This window comes from Pseudomonas wuhanensis (assembly GCF_030687395.1).
Classification (GTDB): domain Bacteria; phylum Pseudomonadota; class Gammaproteobacteria; order Pseudomonadales; family Pseudomonadaceae; genus Aquipseudomonas; species Aquipseudomonas wuhanensis.
Window position 1 is genome coordinate 3,119,867 of the sequence record NZ_CP117430.1, and the last position, 22,968, is coordinate 3,142,834.

Consider the following 22,968-nt stretch of genomic DNA (forward strand, 5'->3'; position numbering starts at 1 on the left):
GGCTTGCCCGCGATGGCGTCCGCCCAGGCGACGCATCCCTTGAACCTTGGCCAAACCAGTCACACAACTTGATAGCTTTGACCATTGTCCCGCTTCCCGCGCAGAGCGAGTATTTCCCTGTTATTTACGGTTCCCCAACCTAATAAAAATACACAGGGATTCTGGCAATGCGCGATTACTTGTCTGCCACGTCACAGTTCAATTATCAGCACACCGTCGATGCCGCGCTCACAGGGTCGTTGAGCGCCCTCAACGCCTGTGTCGAGTGTTGCGACCGGCATGCCTTGCCGGGGCGCATCGCGCTGTTCTGGGAAGGCCGCGACGGCGCCAGCGCGACCTACACCTTCAGCGACTTGCAGGACAAAGCCGCGCGATTTGCCAATTTTCTGCTGGCCCAGGGCGTGAAGAAGGGCGATAAAGTCGCCGGCCTCTTGCCACGCAACATCGAATTACTGATCACCGTGTTTGCCACCTGGCGCATCGGCGCGGTCTATCAGCCGCTGTTTACCGCCTTCGGCCCGAAAGCCATCGAACATCGCCTCAACAGCTCCGGCGCCAAAGTGGTGGTCACCGACGCGGTCAATCGCCCGAAACTCGCTGAAGTGGCCGACTGCCCGACCATCGTCACCGTCGGCGGCCCGAAAGGCCAAGGCATTGTTCGGGGTGATTTCAGTTTCTGGGCCGAACTGGCCAACTACTCCAGCGTCTGCGAACCGGTATTGCTGAGCGGCGAAGACCCGTTCCTGCTGATGTTCACCTCGGGCACCACCGGCCCGTCGAAAGCGCTGTCGGTGCCGCTCAAGGCGATCGTTGCATTCCAGAGTTACACCCGTGACGCGGTGGATTTACGCCCTGAAGACGCGTTCTGGAACGTCGCCGATCCGGGCTGGGCCTACGGCATCTATTTCGGTGTCACCGGGCCGATGGCGATGGGGCATCCGATCACCTTTTACGATGGTCCGTTCACCCTCGAAAGCACCTGCCGGGTGATCAACAAATACGGGATTACCAACCTCACCGGCTCACCGACCGCCTACCGTTTGCTGATTGCCGGTGGCGATGAATTCGCCCGTTCGATCAAGGGCAAGCTGCGCATTGTCAGCAGCGCCGGCGAGCCGCTGAACCCGGAAGTGATCCGCTGGTTCGCCGATAACCTTGGCGTGGTGATCCACGACCACTACGGCCAGACCGAACTGGGCATGGTTTTGTGCAATCACCACGGCCTCGATCATCCGGTGCACGTCGGCGCTGCCGGTTTTGCCTCGCCGGGCCACCGCATCGTGGTGCTCGACGACGAATACAAAGAACTGGGCGTCGGCCAGCCAGGCATTCTGGCTATCGACCGTACCCAGTCGCCGATGTGCTGGTTCGGCGGCTACGAAGGTGCACCGACCAAGGCCTTCGTTGGCAACTATTACCTGAGCGGCGACACCGTCGAGTGGAACCCGGACGGCAGCATCAGCTTCGTCGGCCGTAGCGACGACGTGATCACCACCTCTGGCTACCGCGTCGGCCCGTTCGACGTGGAAAGCGCGCTGATCGAACACCCGGCAGTGGTCGAAGCCGCCGTCATCGGCAAACCCGATCCGGAGCGCACCGAACTGGTGAAAGCCTTCGTTGTGCTCAGCCCGCAATACCGCGCCGAACCTGCACTCGCCGAAGAACTGCGCCAACACGTGCGCAAGCGTCTGGCGGCGCATTCGTACCCCCGTGAAATCGAATTTGTCAGCGAGTTGCCGAAAACCCCAAGCGGCAAATTGCAGCGCTTTATCTTGCGCAACCAGGAAATCGCCAAGGCTCAAGAGGCCGCCGCGAAGAACGTTTCAGCTTGAATCCAAGGAAACAATGATGCAGATCGAAAACAAGGTTTTTCTCGTCACCGGCGGTGCATCCGGCCTCGGTGCCGCCACCGCTGAAATGCTGGTGGCTGCCGGCGCCAAGGTGATGCTGGTGGACATGAACGCCGAAGCCGTCGCGGCCCAGGCTGCACGTCTCGGCGCGCAAAGCGTGGTAGCGGATATCAGTAATGAAACAGCTGCGGAAGCGGCGGTGCAGGCGACGGTCAAAGCGTTTGGCGGCCTCAATGGTCTGGTCAATTGCGCCGGCATCGTCCGTGGCGAAAAGATCCTCGGCAAGAACGGCCCTCATGCACTGGACAGTTTCAGCCAGGTGATCAACGTCAACCTGATCGGCAGCTTCAACATGTTGCGCCTGGCGGCGGCGGCGATTGCCGAAACCGAAGCCAACGAAGATGGCGAGCGTGGCGTGATCATCAACACCGCCTCGGTCGCGGCCTTCGACGGCCAGATCGGCCAGGCCGCATATTCGGCGTCGAAAGGCGCGATCGCCAGCCTGACCTTGCCCGCCGCCCGTGAACTGGCGCGCTTCGGCATCCGCGTGATGACCATCGCACCGGGCATATTCGAAACACCGATGATGGCCGGCATGACCCCGGAAGTGCGCGAGTCCTTGGCCGCTGGCGTGCCGTTTCCGCCGCGCCTGGGCAAGCCGAGCGAGTACGCCGCGCTGGTCAGGCATATCATGGAAAACAGCATGCTCAACGGCGAGGTGATCCGTCTCGACGGTGCCCTGCGCATGGCCGCGAAATAAGGAGGATTAGACATGACACTTTCCAACGATCCGATTGTTATTGTCAGCGCTGTCCGCACCCCGATGGGCGGTTTCCAGGGCGAATTGAAAAGCCTGACCGCGCCGCAGCTGGGCGCCGCGGCGATTCGGGCTGCCGTCGAACGCGCCGGCATTGCTCCTGAATCCGTAGAAGAAGTGCTGTTCGGCTGCGTACTCCCCGCCGGCCTCGGCCAGGCCCCGGCGCGGCAAGCGGCACTGGGCGCCGGGCTGGATAAATCGACCCGTTGCACAACGCTGAACAAGATGTGCGGCTCGGGCATGGAGGCCACGATCCTGGCCCACGACATGCTGATCGCCGGCAGTGCCGAGGTGGTGGTCGCCGGCGGCATGGAAAGCATGTCCAACGCGCCGTACCTGCTGGACCGCGCCCGCAGCGGTTACCGCATGGGTCATGGCCGGGTGCTCGATCACATGTTCCTCGATGGCCTGGAAGACGCCTACGACAAGGGCCGCCTGATGGGCACCTTTGCCGAGGATTGCGCCGAAACCAACGGCTTCACCCGCGAAGCTCAGGACGCCTTTGCCATTGCTTCGACCACCCGCGCTCAACAGGCGATCAAGGACGGCAGCTTCAACGCCGAGATCGTGCCCGTGCAGGTGATGGTCGGCAAAGAGCAGGTGCTGATCAGCCACGACGAACAGCCGCCGAAAGCCAAACTGGACAAGATCGCCTCGCTGAAACCGGCGTTCCGCGAGGGCGGCACCGTGACGGCGGCCAACTCCAGTTCGATCTCCGACGGCGCGGCGGCACTGGTGTTGATGCGCCGTTCCGAAGCCGAGAAACAAGGCCTGAAACCGCTGGCAGTGATTCATGGTCACGCTGCATTTGCCGACACGCCGGGGCTGTTCCCGGTGGCACCGGTGGGCGCGATCAAGAAGCTGATGAAGAAAACCGGCTGGTCCCTGGACGAAGTCGAGTTGTTCGAAGTCAACGAAGCCTTCGCGGTGGTGAGTCTGGTGACCATGACCAAACTGGAAATCCCCCACGAGAAGATCAACGTCCACGGCGGTGCCTGCGCCCTGGGCCACCCGATTGGTGCGTCTGGCGCGCGGATCCTCGTGACCCTGCTCTCGGCCCTGCGCCAGAAAGGCCTGAAACGCGGCGTTGCGGCGATCTGCATCGGTGGCGGCGAAGCCACGGCCATGGCTGTGGAATGCCTGTATTAAGGGCTGACGCCAATCCCTGTGGGAGCGGGCTTGCCCGCGATAGCGATCTGTCAGACGACATCGTTGGTGTCTGGAAAACCGCCATCGCGGGCAAGCCCGCTCCCACAGGTCCAGTGTTTCAACTGACAGGCATTTTGTACGAAGGCAAAATTTTAAGGACTTGGCATGATTCCCAATGACGAACAACTTCAGATCAGCGACGCGGCCCGGCAGTTTGCCCAGGAACGGCTGAAACCGTTCGCCGCCGAATGGGACCGTGAACATCGCTTCCCCAAGGAAGCCATCGGCGAAATGGCCGATCTGGGCTTCTTTGGCATGCTGGTGCCGGAGCAGTGGGGCGGTTGCGACACCGGTTACCTGGCCTACGCCATGGCGCTGGAAGAAATCGCTGCCGGCGATGGCGCCTGCTCGACCATCATGAGCGTGCACAACTCGGTGGGTTGCGTGCCAATCCTCAAGTTCGGCAACGACGATCAGAAAGAACGCTTCCTCAAGCCACTCGCCAGTGGCGCGATGCTCGGTGCGTTTGCCCTGACCGAACCGCAAGCCGGCTCCGACGCCAGCAGCCTGAAAACCCGTGCCCGGCTGGAAGGCGATCACTACGTGCTCAACGGCTGCAAGCAGTTCATCACTTCCGGGCAAAATGCCGGGGTGGTGATTGTGTTTGCGGTGACTGACCCGAGTGCCGGCAAACGCGGGATCACCGCGCTGATCGTGCCCACCGATTCGCCGGGCTATAAAGTCGCGCGAGTCGAAGACAAACTCGGTCAGCACGCCTCCGACACCTGCCAGATCCTCTTCGAGGATGTGAAAGTCCCGGTGGCCAATCGACTGGGCGAGGAGGGCGAAGGCTACAAGATCGCCCTGGCCAACCTCGAAGGCGGCCGTGTCGGCATCGCCTCGCAATCGGTGGGCATGGCCCGCGCCGCGTTCGAAGCGGCCCGTGACTACGCCCGTGAACGCGAGAGCTTCGGCAAGCCGATCATCGAACACCAGGCGGTAGCTTTCCGGCTGGCGGACATGGCAACCCAGATCGCCGTCGCCCGGCAGATGGTGCATTACGCGGCGGCGTTGCGCGACAGCGGCAAACCGGCGCTGGTGGAAGCGTCCATGGCCAAGTTGTTTGCTTCGGAAATGGCCGAGAAGGTCTGTTCCTCGGCGTTGCAAACCCTGGGCGGTTACGGTTACCTGAACGACTTCCCGCTGGAGCGGATCTACCGCGACGTGCGGGTGTGTCAGATCTATGAAGGCACCAGCGATATTCAGCGCATGGTCATTTCGCGCAATCTTTGAGAAGGAGTCCCGTCTGTGAGCAATAAAGAGCTGAACTACGAAACGATTTTGCTGGAAACCCACGGCCGCGTCGGCCTGATTACCCTGAACCGCCCGCAAGCGCTGAACGCGTTGAATGCACAGATTGTCAGCGAACTGAACCACGCCCTCGATGGCCTGGAAGCCGATTCGAACATCGGTTGCATCGTGCTGACCGGCTCGAAAAAAGCCTTCGCCGCCGGTGCCGACATCAAGGAAATGGCCGAGCTGACGTATCCGCAGATCTACCTCGATGACCTGTTCAGCGACAGCGATCGCGTGGCCAACCGCCGCAAGCCGATCATTGCCGCAGTCAACGGTTTCGCCTTGGGCGGTGGCTGTGAGCTGGCGCTGATGTGCGACTTCATTCTGGCCGGCGACAACGCAAAATTTGGTCAGCCGGAAATCAACCTCGGTGTGCTGCCAGGCATGGGCGGCACCCAGCGCCTGACCCGCGCCGTAGGCAAGGCCAAGGCCATGGAAATGTGCCTGAGCGGGCGTTTAATCGATGCGGTGGAAGCCGAGCGTTGCGGGATTGTCGCGCGGATCGTGCCGGCGGATGAGCTACTGGAGGAAGCGCTGAACGTCGCGGCGCTGATTGCCAAGAAATCGCTGCCGATTGCGATGATGGTCAAGGAAAGCGTCAATCGCGCCTTTGAAGTCAGCCTGTCGGAAGGCGTGCGCTTTGAGCGCCGGGTGTTCCATGCGGCGTTTGCCACGCAGGATCAGAAGGAAGGGATGGCGGCGTTTATTGCCAAGCGTGAGGCCGAGTTCCAGGATAAGTAACTGCACCGATCGTTCCCACGCTCTGCGTGGGAATGCCGCCCGGGACGCTCCGCGTCCCTTCGCAAACGTGACGCAGAGCGTCACAGGATGCATTCCCACGCAGAGCGTGGGAACGATCATTTAGACCAGGTAGTGCTTAAGTTCCCTGGCAATCACCATCCGCTGTATCTCGCTCGACCCTTCATAAATCTGCGTGATCCGCGCATCCCGGTAGTAACGCTCCACCGGGTAGTCCTCCAGATACCCATACCCGCCATGAACCTGTATCGCCGACGAGCAGACCTTCTCGGCCATTTCCGAGGCAAACAGCTTGGCCTGTGAGGCCTCGGACAGACACGGTTTGCCAGCACTGCGCAAGCGCGCGGCATGCAGGATCAGCAAGCGCGCGGCGTTCAAGCGGGTGTGCATGTCGGCCAGCATATTGGCGATGCTTTGGTGTTCGATAATCGGCTTGTCGAACTGCACCCGATCCCGCGCGTAAGCCAGCGCTGCTTCGAACGCCGCACGGGCGATGCCCAGGGCTTGCGCGGCGATGCCGATACGGCCGCCTTCGAGGTTGGAGAGGGCGATGGCCAGGCCTTTGCCGCGTTCGCCCAGCAGATTGGCCTCGGGAACGGTGCAATTGTTCAGGGTGACGGCGCAGGTATCGGAAGCGCGAATACCCATCTTGTGTTCGCTGCGGTCGACGATGAAACCCGCTGTTTCGGTTGGCACCAGGAACGCTGAGATGCCGCGTTTACCCAGCTCCGGATCGGTCACGGCGAAGACAATGGCCAGTTTCGCCCTTTTGCCGTTGCTGACGAATTGCTTGGCGCCGTTGATCACCCACTGGCCGTCACGCAGTTCGGCGCGGGTGCGCAAGTTGTGGGCTTCGGAACCGGCTTGCGGTTCAGTGAGGCAGAAGCAGCCGATGGCCTGGCCGCTGGCGAGGTCCGGCAACCATTCCTGCTTTTGTTCTTCGGTGCCGTAGTTGAGCACCGGCCCGCAGCCCACGGAATTGTGGATGCTCATCAGCGCACCGGTGGCGCCATCACCGGCAGAAATCTCTTCCACCGCCAAGGCGTAGGCAACGTAGTCGACATAAGTGCCGCCCCATTCCTCGGGCACCACCATGCCCAGCAGGCCCAGCTCGCCCATCTTCGCCACCAGACCGTCATCGATCCAGCCGGCCTTTTCCCAGGCCTGTGCATGGGGCGCGATTTCGCCGCGGGCAAAATCCCGGGCCATGTCGCGGATCATCACTTGTTCTTCGCTCAATTCGATATCGTGCATGGCTCAGCTCCCGCTCTGGTCAAACCCGGTGAAAAAACTCGCCACGTGCTCGGCGTCCAGCGCCTGCAGAGTTGGCGGATTCCAGCGCGGGTTCTTGTCTTTGTCGATCAGCAAGGCGCGCACGCCTTCGATCAGGTCGCCGCGTTCGAACCACTGGCGATCCAGGTGCAGTTCGAGGGCGAAGCACTGTTCCAGGCTCAGGTGTCGACCGCGCCGCAGCATTTCCAGGGTCACGCCCATGGCCAGGGGTGAACGGCTTTCCAGCAAGTCGGCGGTGGCCATGGCCCACTCATGGCTGTCGGCGACGGTCACTTCACGCAGTTGTTCCACCATACTCGGCACATCGGGCAGGGCGAAGAAGTGATCGATGACCGGCCGCAATGCCGCTAATGGCGCAGCCGGCAGTTGTTGCACGGCGAGTTTCGCCAGCAGACCTTGAAGGTCCTTCAACGGCGTTTCGTGCCATTGGAGCTGATCGAGTTGCTCGTCCAGAGTACCCAGCTTGTTGCTTTCCAGGTACCAGTCGGCCAGGCCGCAATAGAGCGCGTCGGCGGCACGAATCTGCACGCCAGTGACGCCGAGATAAATGCCCAGCTCACCGGGAATACGCGGCAGGAAGTGGCTGCCACCAACGTCCGGGAAATAACCGATGGCCACTTCCGGCATCGCCAGACGACTGCGCTCGGTGACCACCCGCAAATCGGCGCCTTGCACCAGCCCCATGCCGCCGCCCAGCACAAAGCCGTCCATCAAGGCCAGGACCGGTTTGCGATAGTGATGGAGGGTGAGGTCGAGGGCGTACTCCTCGACGAAGAAGTCTTCGTGCAGGGTGTCGCCGCTTTTGAAACTGTCGTACAGCGAGCGGATATCGCCGCCGGCACAGAAAGCTTTCTCGCCAGCACCGCGCAACACCACCGCATGCACCTGCGGATCCTGTGCCCAGGCATCGAGCTGCTGTTGCAGACTGCGGACCATGTCCAGGGTAATGGCGTTGAGGCCGGCGGGGCGGTTGAGGGTCAGGTGACCGATGTGATTGCGAACCTCGGCCAACACTTCGTTTTGCGTGGCGTCCATGGGCTGTGTTGTCGGGGATGAAACCTGAGCAGTCATCACTAACTCCCTGCTTTTATTGTTCTTTATAGAGAAGCTCGCGCGCGAGCGATGCTGGATCGTATCAGTGCAAATTTGTGATGTACAACCGGGATACGTGCAGGTGCTGTTTGCATATTTGCCTTAAGGGAAGGCTGCGATCTTTAGCTCTTTCCTTTGATCTTTAACCCCATCCGGCAATCAACGACAGAATCGGCTGTGAAAGCTCTTCGTTCAGCGCAGTTGAGCTGTCTGGACAGGGGCTTACGACACCCGTGGCCCCCAGGCAATTGGCATTCTGGCGGTCCATTTCAAGCACTTGCGATCAAGCGCCTGGAATGGACTGCACCCCAACGACTGATTAGACCCAGTCGAAAACAACAACAAATACGGCTGCGGTGAATGCCGCATCGACTCTCTGCCCCTGTCAAAAAGTGTGGTGCGGCGCAGGCGCCAAGCCGCGATAAATCCAAATAATCCGGGACTCTAGAAGATGAATATCAAATGGCTGACCTTACCGGCATTGGCTCTGCTGTGCTGCTCCACCGGCGCCAGCGCCAAAGAGTGGAAAGAGCTGCGCTTTGGTGTGAACCCCAGTTACCCACCTTTTGAATCCACCACCGCCGATGGCGGCGTGCAAGGGTTCGGCGTGGACCTGGGCAACGCAATCTGCGCCGAGCTGAAAGTGAAGTGCGTATGGGTCAGCAATGACTTCGACGGGCTGATCCCGGCCCTCAAGGCGGGCAAGTTCGACGCCATCGAGTCGTCGATGACCGTCACCGACGCACGTAAAAAACAGATCGACTTTACCGATCGTCTGTACGCCGGACCGACCGCTATCGTCACCCGCAAGGATTCCGGGTTGTTGCCCACCGCCGAATCGCTGCGGGGCAAGACCATCGGTTACATGCAGGGCACGATTCAGGAAACCTACGCCAAGGCCAAACTGGCACCGGGCGGGGTGAAATTGCGCGCTTATCAGAATCAGGATCAGGTCTACGCCGACCTGGTTTACGGACGTCTCGATGCATCGATCCAGGACAAGCTGCAAGCGCAGATGAGCTTCCTGCCGTCGCCGCAAGGAGCGGACTTCCAGAACAGCGAAGGCATCAGCGACCCGCTGGTGCCGTCGGAAATCGCCATTGGCGTGCGCAAGGACAACGAAGAACTCAAAGGCATGCTCAACGCCGCCATCAAGGCCCTGCATGAAAAGGGCATCTACGCACAGATCCAGCAGAAGCATTTCGGCGATCTGGACCTCTACAACAACTGATCCTCGCGCCCGAACGCTGCGTCCTGGTAACAGGCGCAGCGCTTGCAAACGGGCGCCTCAAGACAGGTGACTGGCGTGAATTCCTTCCTGAATCTGATCGGGGTCGATCTTTCGGCCCTGCAAGGCTATGGCCCCTTGTTGCTGCATGGCACCTGGGTCACCCTCAAATTGTCGGCGCTGTCACTGCTGGTGAGCATGGCGCTGGGGCTGCTCGGCGCGGCGGCCAAACTGTCGCCGTTGAAGCTGTTGAACTTGCCTGCCACTTTCTACACGACGCTGATTCGCGGCGTGCCGGACCTGGTGCTGATGCTGCTGATTTTCTACAGCCTGCAAGGCTGGCTGAGCAGCCTGACCGAGGCCATGGGTTGGCCTTACATGGAAATCGATCCGTTTGTAGCCGGTATTGTCACCCTCGGCTTTATCTACGGCGCGTATTTCACCGAGACCTTTCGCGGGGCGATCCTCAGCGTGCCAAGCGGCCAGCAGGAAGCCGCCGCGTGCTTTGGTTTGAGCCGCTGGCAGCGTTTTCGCTTCGTGGTGTTCCCGCAGATGATGCGGTTCGCCTTGCCGAGCCTGGGCAACAACTGGCTGGTGCTGCTCAAGGCCACGGCGCTGGTGTCGATCATCGGGTTGTCAGATTTGGTCAAAGTCGCTCAGGAAGCCGGAAAAAGCACTTTCAACATGCTTGATTTCCTGCTGCTGGCAGGGGCGCTGTATCTGTTGATCACCAGCGCGTCGACCTACGTATTGCGTGTGCTTGAACGACGTTATAACCAGGGCGTGCGGGGGATGGCGCGATGATCGAGTTGATTGCCGAATACTGGCAACCCTTTCTGTTCAGCGACGGCTATAGCCTCACTGGATTGGCGATGACCTTGTGGCTGTTGGTGGCAAGCATCGTGATGGGTTTCTTCCTCTCGCTGCCGCTGGCAATCCTTCGAACCTCACGCTGGGGCCTGCTGCGCTGGCCGGTTCAGCTGTTTACTTATGTGTTTCGTGGCACGCCGCTGTATATCCAGTTGCTGATTTGCTACAGCGGAATCTACGGCATCGCCGTGGTCCGCTCGCAACCACTGCTTGAAGCGTTCTTTCGCGATGCGATGAATTGCACCTTGCTCGCCTTCACGCTCAACACCTGCGCCTACACCGTGGAAATCTTCGCCGGGGCGATTCGCAGCATTCCTTACGGTGAAATCGAGGCGGCCCATGCTTACGGCTTGAGCGGCTGGCGCCTGTACCTGCGGCTGATCCTGCCTTCGGCGTTGCGCCGGGCGCTGCCGTATTACAGCAACGAAGTGATCCTGATGTTGCATGCCACGTCGGTGGCGTTCACCGCGACCATCCCCGACATTCTCAAAGTCGCCCGGGACGCCAATGCCGCGACCTTCATGACCTTTCAGGCCTTCGGCATTGCCGGCCTGCTGTACCTCGCACTGTCGTTCGGGCTGGTCGGCGCGTTCCGCCTGGCAGAAAAGCGTTGGTTGAGCTTCCTCGGGCCGGCGCACTAATTCCTCTTTTCATCCAGAGCAGCGTCGCAGCAGGCGCTGTTGCAGGAGACTTATGCATGTACAAACTCACGGTTGAAAATCTGTACAAACGTTTTGGTGACAATGAAGTGCTCAAAGGGGTCTCGTTGAACGCACGGGCCGGCGATGTAGTGAGCATGATCGGTGCCAGCGGTTCGGGTAAAAGCACCATGCTGCGCTGCATCAATTTTCTGGAGCGGGCGGACGAGGGCGCCATCGAACTGGACGGTGAGCGCGTCATCACTCGCCCGGGCGCTGGCGGCATGCGAGTCGCCAACCCGGCGCAGTTGCAGCGTTTGCGCACACGCCTGGCGATGGTGTTCCAGCATTTCAATCTGTGGAGCCATCTGACCGTACTGGAAAACATCATACTGGCACCGTGTCGGGTACTGGGTGTCAGCCGCAAGGCCGCTGAAGACAGCGCGCGGGCGTATCTGGACAAGGTCGGTTTGCCGCAACGGGTGGCCGATCAATACCCGGCGTTTCTGTCCGGCGGGCAACAACAGCGCGTGGCGATTGCCCGGGCGTTGGCCGTGGAACCGGAGATTCTGTTGTTCGACGAGCCGACCTCGGCGCTCGACCCGGAACTGGTGGGCGAGGTGCTGAAGGTGATTCAGGCGCTGGCCGAAGAAGGCCGGACCATGTTGATGGTGACCCACGAAATGGGCTTTGCCCGGCAGGTGTCCAGCCAGGTGTTGTTCTTGCATCAGGGGCGGGTCGAGGAGCAAGGTGACGCAACCATCCTCGACCAGCCAAAGAGTGAACGTTTACAGCAATTCCTATCGGGTCGTTTGAAGTGAGGCAAGACGTACATGGCGGATATCCGCGATATGTCGATTGTGCTTGATCGTATCGATCAGGCCATCATCGAAGTGCTGCGCCACGAAGGGCGCATCACTTATCAAAAGCTGTCCGAGCGCGTGCACCTGACGCCCAGGCCGTGCCTGGAACGGGTGCGCAAACTCGAACAGCTCGGGGTTATCCGTGGCTACGGCGCGATTCTCGATGAAAAAAAACTGACACCGGGGCTGTCGCTGCTGGTGTTGGTGGCGTTGTCGAACCAGAGTGGGCGGTCGGCGCAAAAGGCTTTTGAGGCCAAGGTCCGTGGTTGTCCGCAGGTGCTGGAATGTCGCTTGATCAGCGGCGCGTTCGACTACAGCCTGCGCATGCGTTGCCGGGACATGGAGCATTACCGGGTGCTGACCGAAGTCTGGTTTGATGACCCGGAATTGCACATTGATAAGCTGGTCAGCCATCCGGAACTGGCGATGGTCAAGACCACGATGGAGTAATGAGCACCGCAATCCCCTGTGGGAGCGAGCAAGCCCGCTCCCACAGTGGTTTTGTAGTGTGTTCAGATGCCGGGATTGACGATTCCCGAGCCTCGCCGAATCGGCTGAATGGAACAAAATCTTCAGCCATTTCCATCATCCCCAAAGCCCTTAACAACCGGGTTTTTCCATCGCCGAAACAGACAATGAGTGCCTCTCAACCCTCATTGAATCTGTGCCCATGCAAACCACCAATACCGTTTTGATGATTCGCCCGACACGTTTCTCGTTCAATCAGGACACGGCGGCGAACAACCGTTTCCAGCGCCCGGCCAGTGTGTCCGAGGACGTGCAGCTCAAGGCCCTGCAAGAGTTCGACGGCTACGTCGCCGCGCTGCGCAGCCACGGTGTCGAAGTGCTGGTGCATAACGACCTCGAAGCCCCGCACACCCCCGATTCGATCTTTCCCAACAACTGGTGGAGCAGCCACCCCGACGGCACGTTGGTGCTGTACCCGATGCAGGGCCACAACCGGCGTCTGGAGCGCGATAAGGGTGTGCTCGACTGGCTGCGGGACGAATACCGGGTCGAGCAGTTGCTGGATCTTTCCAGCCTGGAACAGCAGGAAGTGTTCCTCGAAGGCACTGGCAGCATGGTGCTGGATCGACAGCAGCGGATTTGTTACGCCGGCTATTCCACGCGTACCCACGTTCGGGCGCTGGATCAACTGGTCGACCATTTGGGTTACGAGCTGTGCGCCTTCAATGCGGTGGACCGCCAAGGCGTGGCGATTTATCACACCAACGTGATGATGAGTGTCGGCACGCGGCTGGCCATTGCCTGCCTGGCGTCTGTCGCTCACCCAGCTGAACGCCAAGCCCTGCGTTCACGGCTGGAAGACAGCGGTAAAAAGGTCATTGCCCTGGACTGGGCACAACTGGAGTCGTTCGCCGGCAACATGCTGGAAGTCCACACCACAGCGGGGGAACCCTTGCTGGTGATGTCTCGCACGGCCTGGCAATCGCTGGATGCCGATCAGCGTCGTTTGATCGAAACCCACACTACGCCGCTGCCGGTGAACATCGACACCATCGAACGCATCGGTGGCGGCAGCGCTCGCTGCATGTTGGCCGAAGTCTATTTATCTAAACGGCTGCCTGAACATCAGTCTGCCCAGGAGCAAGTGCGATGATCGTCCGTCCTGCAACACCGGCAGATTTGCCGGCACTGTTGGCCCTGGCCCATAGCGCCGGGACCGGTTTGACCACCTTGCCGGCCGATGCGGCGCGTTTGAGCCAGCGTCTGGAATGGGCGGCGAAAACCTTTGCAGGCGAGGCCGAGCGCGGCGATGCCGACTACCTGTTTGTGCTGGAGAACGACCATCAAGAAGCGGTCGGCATCTGTGCCTTGGCGGGCGCTGTCGGTTTGCGCGAGCCCTGGTACAACTATCGACTGGGCCTATTTGTTGCCGCGTCGAAAAACCTTGGGATCAATCAGCAACTGCCGACGTTGTTCCTCGGCAATGACATGACCGGCCACTCGGAACTGTGTTCGCTGTTTTTGCATGCCGATCACCGCAGCGGTCTGAATGGCCGCTTGTTGTCGAAGGCGCGGTTCCTGTTTCTGGCGGAATTTCGTCAGCACTTCGGTGACAAGGTGATTGCAGAGATGCGCGGCTATTCGGACGAAGAGGGTGTTTCACCGTTCTGGGAAGGTCTGGGGCGGCACTTTTTCAAGATGAATTTCGCCGACGCCGACTACCTGACGGGCCTTGGCAACAAAACCTTTATCGCCGAACTGATGCCCAAGTTTCCGTTGCCGACCTGCCTGTTGCCTGAGGCAGCGCGAGCGGTTATCGGTCGCGTGCACCCCAACACCGAACCGGCACTGGGCATGCTCAAGGCGGAAGGCTTCGAGCATCGGGACTACATCGATATCTTTGATGGCGGGCCGCTGATCGAATGCGCCACCGGCGACATTCGTGCGGTGCGCGACAGTCAGGTGCTGCAACTGAGCATTGGTACGCCAGGAGAGCAGGCGGCGACGTACCTGATTCACAACCGCCAGTTTGCCGAGTGCCGGATTACGGCGGCACCGGCGCGAGTCGCCGCCGGTACTTTGATCGTCGATGCGCAAACGGCGAAAACATTGGGGTTGAGTGCCGGGGCGTCGGTGCGCGCGGTGAGCCTGGCGGTGCCGGTGCAGCAGCAATCTGCTGCCTAGTGAATCCTGTGGCGAGGGGGCTTGCCCCCGTTCGACTGCGCAGCAGTCGCAGATAAGGTCATGAGGTATGCCTGGAAAAACTCGATAGCAGGTTCTGGGGCCGCTTCGCGACCCAACGGGGGCAAGCCCCCTCGCCACAAAAGCCTGCCGCTTCCATTAGGCTCTACTGCTCAGCACTTCACCAATGCTACGGCGCTTGGCATGCAACTCACTGGCATGGATCAGTTGTTCGAGGTCTTCGGGGGTGACGTCGTAGAAGGCCTCCATGTCGGCGAGGGCCAGTTTCAGATCCGCGGCGGTGATTGCCTGGCTGTCGGTGGCGTGCATCATTAGCGGCGCCGGTTCGCTGGCGCGTTTGGGGTAACGGATGCGCGTCAGATTGTTGTATGCCAGTGCGCTGAGCAGCATCGTCGAGGCGCTGAGCATCACCGGGCCGAGGGCTTTCCACCCCATGGCGATGGTCGCCGGGTCTGCCACCACCATAAGCAACGCCAAGGCACCGGCCGGTGGGTGCAGGCAACGCAACCAGCACATCAGAATCAGTGCCATGCCCGCCGCGAGGCACGCGCTGCCGAGGGTGCGTCCGAGCACGTGAGCGACCAGCAGCGAGACCACCCCCGCGCAGAGGTAACCGCCAAGAATCGACCACGGCTGGGCAAGCGCACCCGAGGACACGGCGAACAACAGCACCGCCGAGGCCCCCAACGGACCGATCAGATGCAGCGCCACGTCGATGCCGAACACCTTGCCGCAGAGCCAGACGCTGAACATCGTCCCCAAGGCCATGCCGATAGCGGCGCGGCTCCATTCTGAAGGACGGGTATTAATGGCGGCAGGTAACCAGCGAGCAAACATGAGGCAAACGGTCCGTATAAAAATCGAGACAAAAAAAAGGCTTAGCTGGGATACCCAGAAAGCCCTTGAAAGAGTTCCAACTATTGGGGGAGGAACGCCGCACAGTGTGCCGATCAATCCTGATGCTGACAAATTCATATTAATGCAGCTTCAGTGCATTATTTTTGCGGTATCGCCACCCGCCGACCGCTCATGAAACAGAGAAAACCGCCCATTGCCGTCAACGCACTCAGGGCATAGAACATGGTGGGCGCGGGCGTGTGCAACAGCAGATAGCCACAGATCACCGGGCTCAGCGCACCGCCGAGGGCCGCGAGGTTTTGCGCGCCGTAGTAGCTCCCGCGCAGTTCTTCCGGGGCCAGGGTGTCGACGAACAGGAATTCGGCCGGGTAAATGATCATTTCGCCGAGAGTGAAAATGAACATCGCTACGCACCAGCTCACCAGGCTATCGGCCAGACTGAAACCGATCAACCCGAGGATGAACAGGCTGGTGCCACCGGCAATCCAGTAGCGCAGGTGTTCGCGCTGGAGAAACCGGCCGATCTGGTATTGCAGCAGGATCACGCTGATGGCGTTGCAGGCGAGCAGGGCGGCCATGGTTTCCAGGGCACGTTTGGTGTCTTGGGTGACCAGCAGGTATTGCGACAGGTACAGGGTGAAACGACCGTGCACCACGGCGCTGAGCAGGCAGCCGCAGGTGAACATGATCAGCGTGCGGTCGTTCTTCAGGGTGATCAGGGTTCTGAGGAAACTCTGGGGCTGGCCGATGGCGGGTGTCTGGACCGGGTCTTTGGGAATCCCGCTCATCAGGAAAATACTGAAGAATGCGATGCCGCCGGCGATCAGGAACGGCGCAATCGGATACACGCCGGCGATCACCACGCCGAGCATGGGGCCGGTGGCGTAGCCGATATTGGTCAGCGTGTAGCGCAGCGAAAAAGCCTTGGCGCGTTGGCCCACAGGCAGGTTTTCGCTGAGGATCGCCTTGGACCCGATCAGGAACAGCGCCGAGGCGGTTTCGGTGATCACCAGGGTGGCGGTGGTCAGGTAGAGGTTTTCGGCGAAGGTCAGCAGCAAGAAACCGATGGCACTGGAGAGCATGGCGAGAATCAGCAGCCGACGCTTTTCGAGGCGGTCGATGATGTAACCGCCGTAAAGGGCGAGCAGGGTGGCGATGAACACCGCGATGCCCAGCAACAGGCCGACGTCCTGTTGGTTGAGGCCGAGTTTGTTGCTCAGAAACAGGGTGAGCAATGGGCTGGTAATGGCGCGGCTGACGACGATGGTCAGCGAAACGATCATCAAGCGGCGAATAACGAGGGAGTAAGTAGCCACGGTGGGGCAAATGTCCTTATTCAGTTTGTTGATCGTTCCCCACGCTCTGCGTGGGAATGCAGCCAGGGACGCTCCGCGTCCCAAGAGCGGACGCAGAGCGTCCGGTGAGACATTCCCACGCAGAGCGTGGGAACGATCACGGTGTGTTCAGCCATTGCTCCAGTGATTCGACAGAACTCAAACTTTCCAGACGCCACAACTGTTCCAGCAATTGACTGGCCTGCTGTCGTGGCATCACCCGCCCAGCCAGGCTGAAAAACTTCTCCTCCAGCGCTTCATCACTCAGCGGATTCCCCGGCGCACCCAACGGCACCTCAACACACAAACTCGCGTGCCGACCGTCCACGGTCTGCAGGCTGACCACAGGCTCGCCATCCTCCGACAGTAGCGGGTCGACTTCAAGGCGAATGCGCGACATCCAGTGAGCGATCCGCGGATGGTGGCGCTGTTCATCGTCGTAGGCTACCAACCGGCAATGCCCATGGACCAGCCGGGCCGCGAGGGCATAGCGCAGGCTCATTTGTGCCGCTGGCAGGCTATTGATGTCCTGACCGCCACACATGTCCTGAAGGAATCCGCACAGCGAAACCTGAACGCTTTCGACCTGATCCACGCTGACCTGCAATTGATCGAGCAACAGACCCAATGCATCGATCGCCGAATGCGTCCCCCGGCATGCCGCGTAGGGCTTGATCGAGCAGCGGGCGAGCTTCCACACATGGCCCAGTTCGGCATCCAGCGCCTCGGGCACGGCGGTATCCGCCGCGAGGGTCTTGAGAAAACCGCCCCAGACATCATCGAACAGCTTTGTCGGCCCGGTGATGCCTTGTTGAGCAAACCGCGCCGCCAGCAGTCCACCTTCGGCGGCCCGGCCGCTATGGAGTTTTTTGCTTTGCGAGCCGTCATGGATGAAGGCCCAAAGACCACCGCTGAAGCTGCCGGCGATGCCCAGCGCCGCCAGGGTTTGCTGCGCATCCAGCCCCAGAATCCGCGCACTGGCCGCTGCTGCGCCAAACACCCCGCACGTCGCGGTGGAGTGCCAACCGGCGCCGTTGTGGGCCGAGTAACTGCCGCAGGCTTCGAGTACCCGACGGCCGATTTCGTAGCCGATCACTACAGCGGTGATCAACTCGCGGCCATTTATCGGTCTTTCAGACATCGACACAGCGGCCATCACCGCCGGCAGCACCACCGCGCCGGAGTGGTCGCAGCCGCCGGTGTCGTCCAGCTCCAGGGCATGCGCGGCGATGCCGTTGAGCATGGCGGCCTGCGCTGCGCCGACTCGCTGATCGGTGCCCCAGACCAACGTGCTGCCGGCTTCACCCTCGAAAACCTGACGCGCCTGCTTCGCCACATCGCTGCCAGCCCCGGCCAGGGTTACGCCGAAAGTGTCGAGGATGTGTCGCCTGGCTTGCGCTACCAATGCGGGTGGTAAATCTTCGAAGCGAGTCTCCACACAAAACTGCGCCAACCGCTCCATCCGCATGACCCCATCGTAGGCGCTACCGAAGGCTGCGATCTCTTGATCTTTCATACCCCGTAATCCCGATAATGACGTTCGTACACCGCCGCCGGGTGATCCTCGGTCACGGGCGCTGCCGACTCGGCCCACCATTGAGCGACTTCGGCACCAGTTGCGATCCATACATCGTCGTGCTGTTGAATGCTTTGCAGCAATTCGCGCAACACACCGATCCGCCCGGGCGTGGCGATGATCTCCGGGTGCAGCCGCAGCACGTAACACAGCCCGAATCGATGAAACCCGGCGAAGTCCATTTGCAGGTTGCCTAAGGTATGGCTGTAGGAGGCGATGCGCGATTGCGCCGGTGGCACCGCCGGGCTGAGGTTGAAGGCGAAGTAGGGTTCGTCTTCCAGTTCGTAGTGCAACGGCAGCTCGATCACGTCTGGCGCCGTCGGGTGAGCAAAGGGCAAATCATCGCCGCGCCATGACGAGTCCCAGCGGATGCCATGCTCCCTTAACGCCTCGATGAAGCCCGGCGCACCGTTGCCGGCGGGGATGCGAAAGCCTGTCGGACGCTGACCGGTCAGCGCGCTCAAGGCCGCGCAACCTTTTGCGACCTCGGCACTTTGCTCGGCCAGCGTCAGGTTGTCGTAGTTTTGATGGCGATACCCGGCGCAGGCGATTTCATGCCCGCCGGCCTGGATCGCCCGGACGTGCTGCGGGTTTTCCTCGGCGACGATGCCGGGGATGCACCAACTGCTGGAAACCCCCAGTTCTTCGAACAAACCGAGCAAACGCTCGACACCGCGTTGGGTACCGTAGCGCCACACCGATAAGGTCTTGTCGCGTCCGGCGACTTCCGGCGCCTGGGTGAGGATGCCGTGAATGTCGTTGTAATCGACGGTCAGCACCACGGCACAGCGGTAGCCGTTGGGCCAGACAGTGGAATCAGCCATGGTGATGCTCCTTCAGCCACCAGTGGGCGACGTCGCGGCAGGTGGCGAACCAGACGTCATCGCGCTGGCGCATGTGTTCGAAGAGTTTTTCCAGGAGCAGGATGCGCCCCGGTTTGCCGGTGATTTTGGGGTGGAACAGGGTGGTCAGGCACAACCCTTCATCCATGGCGCCGTCGAACTCGCGGCACCAGTTGTCGAGGGTCAGCGCGTAGCTGGCGGTGCGGTCGAGTCCCGAGGGAAAGTCTGGCGCGCGGGTGTAGGCGAGGGAGGCGTAGTCGTCCATTTCCCAACGACCGGGGATTTCCACCAGCGGCGTATCGAAGCCCGGCACGCTGACCAGATACGGCCGATCATCGCCGCGCATGCTGCTGGAATAGGTCACGCCTGCTTCCACCAGCATGGCCGGCGTTTCGGCCCGCCAGTCACCGGACGGGGTGCGAAAACCTTCGGCGCGGATGTGCAGGTGTTTCCAGAACACCTCGCGGGATTTGTGCATCACGTCCTTCTGCTGATCCAGCGTCAGGGCGTAAAAGGATTCGTGTTTGTAGCCGTGGTACGCCACTTCATGTCCGCGCTCGACAATCGCCTGGCACTGTTTCGGCCAGTTTTCCACGACCCAGGCCGGGACGAAAAATGTCGTCGGGATCCGGAACTCATCCAGCACATCGAGAATCCGCGGCAGCGCCCGATAGGGGCCGTAACCACCGAAACCAAAGTACTCGGGCTTGCGCCAGATCGAGCCGTTGAGCATGGCATCGCCGGTGGGACCATCGAGGTCGAAGGCCAGGGCGAGGCAGGCTGCGTGCTGATTGGGCCAGGTGGGTTGTAGCGAGGAGGACATGTGGTGCTCCAACTATTTATAAGTAAACGCCAGACCCTGTGGGAGCGGGCTTGCCCGCGAAGGGGCCGGCACATTCAACAGTTATGTCGCCTGACAGACCGCCATCGCGGGCAAGCCCGCTCCCACAGGTTTTTCGGTGGGCCACAAAATTGTGATCGACCCAGAGTTAGTGTGGGAGCGGGCTTGCTCGCGAGGAGGCCGGCACATTCAACATCTATGTCGCCTGTCAAATCGCTTTCGCGGGCAAGCCTCGCTCCTACGGGGCTAGCATTATTTCCCGGCGTTAATGGTCACCGTCTTGATCGCGCCCAGTTCCAGGTCCCACTTCTTCAAGATCGCCTGGTAGCTGCCGTCATCGACCATGCTCTGCATCGCCACTTTCACCGCTTCGCTCAGCTCAGGCTTTTTCTTGCTCACGCCCAACCCGGTGAACTGCTTGGAAATCGGCAGGCCCACGGTTTTGTACATGTCCTTTTCCTGGGTCTTGAGGTACGGCAGGGTTTCGCTGCCTTGCATGGCCGCGTCGATACGGCTTTGACGCAGTTGCGCGCGGGCGTCGGCCGAGCCTTCGGTGCCGATCACGTTGATCGCAGGCTTGCCGGCGGCTTCGCAGTTGGCCTTGCTCCACTCGGCGATTTCCGCCGGAAAGGTCGTACGTCGGCTGGTACCGACTTTCTTGCCACACAGGTCGATGATCTCGTTGGTGTCCTTGTTTTTCTGCAAGGTGTAGAACTGCGGACCGCTGGTGAAGTAGTCGACGAAGGTCACACTGGCCTGGCGCTCGGCGGTGTCGGTCATGCCCGACATCACCATGTCCACGCGGTCGGTGGTCAGCGCATTGATCATTTGCTCGAAGCCGGTTTCCTGCCATTTGATCTTCACGCCCAGCCGCTCGGCCAGGGCGTTGCCCAGGTCAACGTCGAGCCCGGTGAGGGTGTTGGTGGCCGGGTCCTTGAAATCCATCGGCGGGTAGTTCGGCATGATCGCTACCACGACCTCGCCCTTGTCCTTGATGCTGGCCGGTAGCTCGGCGGCCCAGGTGAAACTGGAAGCCATAACACCTGCGATTACTGCTGGAATAACGAAGTTCTTCATGGTCGTTCTCTTATGAGTGTTGTTACGCAGCTCTTGATTTCTGAGACTGGCGCTTAGGTTCGAACGGCAGAAATGAAGCTTTGGGTGCGTGGGTTTTGCGGACTTATTAGTATTTCTTCGGGGCTTCCAGCCTCCACGATCTGTCCTTCGTCCATGAACACCATGCGGTTGGAAACCTCGCGAGCGAAGCCCAGTTCATGAGTGACGACGATCATGGTCATGCCGGTTTGCGCCAGATCGCGCATCACCGACAGCACCTCACCGACCAGTTCCGGGTCGAGTGCCGAAGTGGGTTCATCGAACAGCATCAGCTTGGGTCGCATGGCCAACGCGCGGGCAATCGCCACCCGTTGTTGCTGACCGCCCGACAGTTCGATCGGGTAGCTGTTGCGCTTGTCGGCCAGGCCGACGCGAGCGAGCAATTCCAAGGCTTCTTCGTGCGCTTCTTTGGGCGAACGCTTGAGCACCTGGCACGGCCCTTCGATGATGTTTTGCAGCACAGTCATGTGCGGGAACAGGTTGAAGCGCTGGAACACCATGCCGGTGGCCAGGCGCTGACGGGCGATCTGCGACTCGTTGAGTTCGTGCAGTTTGTTGCCGGCGATGCGGTAACCCACCAGTTCGCCGTCGACCCACAGGCCGCCCTTGTCGATTTTTTCCAGCTGATTGACGCAGCGCAGCAGGGTGCTTTTGCCGGAGCCGGACGGGCCGATGATGCACAACACCTCGCCTTGCTCGACCTCGATATTGATGTCCTTGAGCGCGTGGAAATGGTCGTAGTACTTGTTCAGGCTCACGGCCTTGACGATGCTTCTCATGTGGGGCTCCTCAAGAACGCTTGCCGGCGCCGCGAGCGAAACGACGCTCCAGACGGCTTTGACCAAAGGACAGAACAGTGACGGTGGCCAGGTACCAGATACCGGCGACGATCAGCAGCTCCATCACGCGGGCGTTGGCGTAGTAAATGTTCTGGGCGTTGTAGAGCAGTTCCGAGTACTGGATGACGCTCGCCAGGGAGGTCATTTTCACCATGCCGATGAACTCGTTACCCACCGGTGGAATGATGATCCGCATGGCCTGGGGCAGGATGATCCGGCGCAGGGCTTGCAGGCGCGGCATGCCGATCGACTTGGCGGCTTCGTACTGTCCGGTGTCGACCGAGAGCAGGCCGGCACGCACCACTTCGGCGGTGTAGGCGCCCTGGTTGATGCTCAAGCCGAGGAGGGCGGCCACGAAGGGCGTCATCAGGCTCACGGTGTCCATTTCGAACACACCGGGGATGCCGATGGTGGGGAAAATCAGCGCCAGGTTGAACCACAGCAGCAGCTGCAGAATCAGCGGCGTGCCGCGAAACAGCCAGGTGTAGGTCAGCGCCACATAGCGCAGGATCGGGTTGGCCGACATGCGCATGATCGCGGTGATCACCCCGAACACGATGCCCAGCGCCATCGCCAGCACCGCCATGACGATGGTGTTGAGCAGGCCCCACATGATTGCCTGAGAAGTGAGGAACTGGCCGATGTACGACCATTCGATCTTGCCTTCGGCGAAGGCCCGCACCAGGCCGACAATCGCAATCACGATTACCGTGGCGAAGAAAATCCGCCCGTAATAGCGCCGTGGCACATGCTGGTACTGGGTGATATCGAACTGGTTTTCCGCCAGTTTGCGCTCCGCCTGGAGTCGTTCTGCCTGAGTCTGGCTCATGTTGTTTCTCCGTACGCCGCGCTCAATCAAGACGGCGCGTGTTGTCTTTCATTTCCAACACAATCCCTGTGGGAGCGGGCTTGCCCGCGATGGCGGCATTACATTCAACATCAATGTTGGCTGACACTCCGCTATCGCGGGCAAGCCC

At 60.6% G+C, this 22,968-nt stretch carries 22 protein-coding genes; 12 read left to right on the forward strand and 10 right to left on the reverse strand.

All coding sequences use genetic code 11. The annotated features are described in order from the left end of the window. Positions 1-167: 167 nt before the first annotated feature. The 5 genes from PSH88_RS14395 (at position 168) to PSH88_RS14415 (ending at position 5,913) form a co-directional block, all read left to right on the forward strand. Complete coding sequence (locus PSH88_RS14395; RefSeq protein ID WP_305426904.1) at positions 168-1,832, forward strand: AMP-binding protein; 1,665 nt, start codon at positions 168-170, stop codon at positions 1,830-1,832. A 16-nt stretch (positions 1,833-1,848) separates the two neighbouring features. After that, entirely contained in the window at positions 1,849-2,610 is a 762-nt protein-coding gene (locus tag PSH88_RS14400; RefSeq protein ID WP_305426905.1) for an SDR family NAD(P)-dependent oxidoreductase, read from the forward strand. 12 nt (positions 2,611-2,622) lie between these two features. Further along, on the forward strand, positions 2,623-3,816 hold the full coding sequence (locus PSH88_RS14405) for an acetyl-CoA C-acyltransferase (RefSeq protein ID WP_305426906.1): 1,194 nt from the start codon (positions 2,623-2,625) through the stop codon (positions 3,814-3,816). 165 nt (positions 3,817-3,981) lie between these two features. Next, complete coding sequence (locus PSH88_RS14410; RefSeq protein WP_305426907.1) at positions 3,982-5,109, forward strand: acyl-CoA dehydrogenase; 1,128 nt, start codon at positions 3,982-3,984, stop codon at positions 5,107-5,109. A 30-nt stretch (positions 5,110-5,139) separates the two neighbouring features. After that, positions 5,140-5,913 carry an enoyl-CoA hydratase gene (locus PSH88_RS14415; RefSeq protein ID WP_305426994.1) on the forward strand — a complete coding sequence of 258 codons (774 nt, stop codon included), beginning with the start codon at positions 5,140-5,142 and terminating at the stop codon, positions 5,911-5,913. A gap of 120 nt (positions 5,914-6,033) precedes the next feature. Here PSH88_RS14415 and PSH88_RS14420 read toward each other — a convergent pair whose 3' ends face one another. Then, complete coding sequence (locus tag PSH88_RS14420; protein ID WP_305426908.1) at positions 6,034-7,185, reverse strand: acyl-CoA dehydrogenase family protein; 1,152 nt, start codon at positions 7,183-7,185, stop codon at positions 6,034-6,036. A gap of 3 nt (positions 7,186-7,188) precedes the next feature. Then, the gene (locus PSH88_RS14425; RefSeq protein WP_305426909.1) at positions 7,189-8,295 is read right to left on the reverse strand and encodes an enoyl-CoA hydratase/isomerase family protein; all 1,107 of its coding nucleotides are present in this window, start codon (positions 8,293-8,295) and stop codon (positions 7,189-7,191) included. 472 nt (positions 8,296-8,767) lie between these two features. On the opposite strand from PSH88_RS14425, the gene PSH88_RS14430 reads away from it, so the two are divergent. The 7 genes from PSH88_RS14430 to astA all read left to right on the forward strand — a co-directional run bounded on the left by PSH88_RS14430 (position 8,768) and on the right by astA (position 14,567). Further along, positions 8,768-9,547, forward strand: a complete 780-nt coding sequence (locus PSH88_RS14430) for a transporter substrate-binding domain-containing protein (RefSeq protein ID WP_305426910.1) — start codon at positions 8,768-8,770, stop codon at positions 9,545-9,547. Positions 9,548-9,622: 75 nt separating this feature from the next. Further along, positions 9,623-10,348, forward strand: coding sequence for an ABC transporter permease (locus PSH88_RS14435; RefSeq protein WP_305426911.1), 726 nt, complete (start codon positions 9,623-9,625; stop codon positions 10,346-10,348). Then, on the forward strand, positions 10,345-11,055 hold the full coding sequence (locus PSH88_RS14440) for an ABC transporter permease (RefSeq protein ID WP_305426912.1): 711 nt from the start codon (positions 10,345-10,347) through the stop codon (positions 11,053-11,055). Before PSH88_RS14435 ends, PSH88_RS14440 begins: the two co-directional genes overlap by 4 nt. Positions 11,056-11,111: 56 nt before the next feature. After that, the gene (locus PSH88_RS14445) at positions 11,112-11,873 is read left to right on the forward strand and encodes an ABC transporter ATP-binding protein (protein WP_305426913.1); all 762 of its coding nucleotides are present in this window, start codon (positions 11,112-11,114) and stop codon (positions 11,871-11,873) included. Between the two features lie 12 nt (positions 11,874-11,885). Beyond that, positions 11,886-12,365, forward strand: coding sequence for an Lrp/AsnC family transcriptional regulator (locus PSH88_RS14450; RefSeq protein WP_205890769.1), 480 nt, complete (start codon positions 11,886-11,888; stop codon positions 12,363-12,365). Between the two features lie 220 nt (positions 12,366-12,585). Further along, on the forward strand, positions 12,586-13,536 hold the full coding sequence (gene ctlX, locus PSH88_RS14455; RefSeq protein ID WP_305426914.1) for a citrulline utilization hydrolase CtlX: 951 nt from the start codon (positions 12,586-12,588) through the stop codon (positions 13,534-13,536). Continuing rightward, positions 13,533-14,567 carry an arginine N-succinyltransferase gene (astA, locus tag PSH88_RS14460; RefSeq protein WP_305426915.1) on the forward strand — a complete coding sequence of 345 codons (1,035 nt, stop codon included), beginning with the start codon at positions 13,533-13,535 and terminating at the stop codon, positions 14,565-14,567. The genes ctlX and astA overlap by 4 nt, the downstream gene beginning before the upstream one ends. Positions 14,568-14,723: 156 nt before the next feature. Here the strand turns inward: astA and PSH88_RS14465 are convergent, their stop codons facing one another. The 8 genes from PSH88_RS14465 to PSH88_RS14500 form a co-directional block, all read right to left on the reverse strand. Beyond that, positions 14,724-15,422, reverse strand: coding sequence for an HPP family protein (locus tag PSH88_RS14465; protein WP_305426916.1), 699 nt, complete (start codon positions 15,420-15,422; stop codon positions 14,724-14,726). Positions 15,423-15,580: 158 nt separating this feature from the next. Further along, positions 15,581-16,759, reverse strand: coding sequence for an MFS transporter (locus tag PSH88_RS14470; RefSeq protein WP_305426917.1), 1,179 nt, complete (start codon positions 16,757-16,759; stop codon positions 15,581-15,583). A gap of 136 nt (positions 16,760-16,895) precedes the next feature. After that, positions 16,896-18,293: an MmgE/PrpD family protein gene (locus PSH88_RS14475; protein ID WP_370694692.1), complete on the reverse strand. Its 1,398-nt coding sequence runs from the start codon at positions 18,291-18,293 to the stop codon at positions 16,896-16,898. Continuing rightward, positions 18,290-19,177, reverse strand: a complete 888-nt coding sequence (locus PSH88_RS14480) for a polysaccharide deacetylase family protein (protein ID WP_305426918.1) — start codon at positions 19,175-19,177, stop codon at positions 18,290-18,292. The genes PSH88_RS14475 and PSH88_RS14480 overlap by 4 nt, the downstream gene beginning before the upstream one ends. Continuing rightward, complete coding sequence (locus PSH88_RS14485; protein WP_305426919.1) at positions 19,170-20,018, reverse strand: polysaccharide deacetylase family protein; 849 nt, start codon at positions 20,016-20,018, stop codon at positions 19,170-19,172. Before PSH88_RS14485 ends, PSH88_RS14480 begins: the two co-directional genes overlap by 8 nt. A gap of 270 nt (positions 20,019-20,288) precedes the next feature. Then, on the reverse strand, positions 20,289-21,113 hold the full coding sequence (locus PSH88_RS14490; protein WP_305426920.1) for an ABC transporter substrate-binding protein: 825 nt from the start codon (positions 21,111-21,113) through the stop codon (positions 20,289-20,291). Between the two features lie 53 nt (positions 21,114-21,166). Next, on the reverse strand, positions 21,167-21,931 hold the full coding sequence (locus tag PSH88_RS14495) for an amino acid ABC transporter ATP-binding protein (protein WP_150727267.1): 765 nt from the start codon (positions 21,929-21,931) through the stop codon (positions 21,167-21,169). Positions 21,932-21,941: 10 nt separating this feature from the next. Then, positions 21,942-22,820 carry an amino acid ABC transporter permease gene (locus PSH88_RS14500; protein WP_305426921.1) on the reverse strand — a complete coding sequence of 293 codons (879 nt, stop codon included), beginning with the start codon at positions 22,818-22,820 and terminating at the stop codon, positions 21,942-21,944. Positions 22,821-22,968 lie beyond the last annotated feature (148 nt).

Bases quoted from the DNA above. Each gene is read 5' to 3' on its own strand.
- PSH88_RS14395 (WP_305426904.1), top strand. From the start codon at position 168: ATGCGCGATTACTTGTCTGCCACGTCACAGTTCAATTATCAGCACACC.
- PSH88_RS14400 (WP_305426905.1), top strand. From the start codon at position 1,849: ATGCAGATCGAAAACAAGGTTTTTCTCGTCACCGGCGGTGCATCCGGC.
- PSH88_RS14405 (WP_305426906.1), top strand. From the start codon at position 2,623: ATGACACTTTCCAACGATCCGATTGTTATTGTCAGCGCTGTCCGCACC.
- PSH88_RS14410 (WP_305426907.1), top strand. From the start codon at position 3,982: ATGATTCCCAATGACGAACAACTTCAGATCAGCGACGCGGCCCGGCAG.
- PSH88_RS14420 (WP_305426908.1), bottom strand. From the start codon at position 7,185: ATGCACGATATCGAATTGAGCGAAGAACAAGTGATGATCCGCGACATG.
- PSH88_RS14425 (WP_305426909.1), bottom strand. From the start codon at position 8,295: ATGACTGCTCAGGTTTCATCCCCGACAACACAGCCCATGGACGCCACG.
- PSH88_RS14430 (WP_305426910.1), top strand. From the start codon at position 8,768: ATGAATATCAAATGGCTGACCTTACCGGCATTGGCTCTGCTGTGCTGC.
- PSH88_RS14440 (WP_305426912.1), top strand. From the start codon at position 10,345: ATGATCGAGTTGATTGCCGAATACTGGCAACCCTTTCTGTTCAGCGAC.
- PSH88_RS14445 (WP_305426913.1), top strand. From the start codon at position 11,112: ATGTACAAACTCACGGTTGAAAATCTGTACAAACGTTTTGGTGACAAT.
- PSH88_RS14450 (WP_205890769.1), top strand. From the start codon at position 11,886: ATGGCGGATATCCGCGATATGTCGATTGTGCTTGATCGTATCGATCAG.
- ctlX (WP_305426914.1), top strand. From the start codon at position 12,586: ATGCAAACCACCAATACCGTTTTGATGATTCGCCCGACACGTTTCTCG.
- astA (WP_305426915.1), top strand. From the start codon at position 13,533: ATGATCGTCCGTCCTGCAACACCGGCAGATTTGCCGGCACTGTTGGCC.
- PSH88_RS14465 (WP_305426916.1), bottom strand. From the start codon at position 15,422: ATGTTTGCTCGCTGGTTACCTGCCGCCATTAATACCCGTCCTTCAGAA.
- PSH88_RS14475 (WP_370694692.1), bottom strand. From the start codon at position 18,293: ATGAAAGATCAAGAGATCGCAGCCTTCGGTAGCGCCTACGATGGGGTC.
- PSH88_RS14480 (WP_305426918.1), bottom strand. From the start codon at position 19,177: ATGGCTGATTCCACTGTCTGGCCCAACGGCTACCGCTGTGCCGTGGTG.
- PSH88_RS14485 (WP_305426919.1), bottom strand. From the start codon at position 20,018: ATGTCCTCCTCGCTACAACCCACCTGGCCCAATCAGCACGCAGCCTGC.
- PSH88_RS14490 (WP_305426920.1), bottom strand. From the start codon at position 21,113: ATGAAGAACTTCGTTATTCCAGCAGTAATCGCAGGTGTTATGGCTTCC.
- PSH88_RS14495 (WP_150727267.1), bottom strand. From the start codon at position 21,931: ATGAGAAGCATCGTCAAGGCCGTGAGCCTGAACAAGTACTACGACCAT.
- PSH88_RS14500 (WP_305426921.1), bottom strand. From the start codon at position 22,820: ATGAGCCAGACTCAGGCAGAACGACTCCAGGCGGAGCGCAAACTGGCG.